The sequence below is a fragment of the Vibrio sp. 1069 genome, from assembly GCF_033340555.1.
This window is the reverse complement of sequence record NZ_JAWOWP010000220.1, coordinates 1-841: the sequence shown is the minus strand read 5'-3', so window position 1 is coordinate 841 and position 841 is coordinate 1. Positions and strand designations below refer to the sequence as shown.

The window sequence follows — 841 nt, the reverse complement described above, 5'->3', positions numbered from 1 at the left end:
CTACTTTCGACTCAACTTCGTACACATAAGTTTCTGAAGCTGGGATGTAGATGTTACGCATGTTTTCTAGTTGAGATTCCCAGAACTCAGCTGAGATGAAATCGTGAGCTTTAACTGACGCATTAAGCCAAATTTCAAGAACTGAATCCATGTCATTTTCGTTGTACTTTCTTATCATTTTAAAGCTCTAGATAGCCTAATTTATCGGGGCAATATAACGCGCAGTTAAGGTGTGAGAGACGCACATGCACCCTAACCTAAAATAAACTCTGATAAATCCGTGCCTATTTGGGCACTAAAATCCCAATGCGTTTCGAATCGCCTTGAACGTCTTGTTATTCCGCAACTAAAGTCGGCTATGTTTACGCCTAATCTTTTGATATGACGAGAAATTTTCGGTATGCAGGCAAAAATCGAAGCCGAAGTATTTGGCAGCTCACTACCTTAAATCACTTTAGCGTCACTCTTTAATTGCTGCGCCATATTAAGGTGCGCTTAAAGCGCTTTAAGGCTAGCATGGAAATGACCAATATTCGCCCTTTTCGCCGCTTTTCCACCCTATTACCCCGCCACTTTCACTCTTAGGCTACAACCACGTACATTCAGCCTGAGAGATCCGTTGCGGAAATAACGCCGCATTAAGGTGTGAACAACGCGACCACTGAACCTAACCATACCACCGTAAACACTGAACTCAACGATGGAATGAAAAATGCCAAGCGTTGGGAATCACTCTTAAATGCTTTGTTAGGGCTCTAGTTTATACGGTAACGCTGACCATCTTTTTGAATGTAAACGGGCTTTGTTACAGATTGAGCTATATCAAATAGGTTCTTATGAT

General features: G+C 41.9%; 1 pseudogene. It reads right to left on the bottom strand.

The features are described 5' to 3' along the window. Positions 1 to 178: pseudogene (locus R7040_RS25575) on the bottom strand (GNAT family N-acetyltransferase); the annotation flags it as partial. Between the last annotated feature and the right edge of the window lie 663 nt (positions 179 to 841).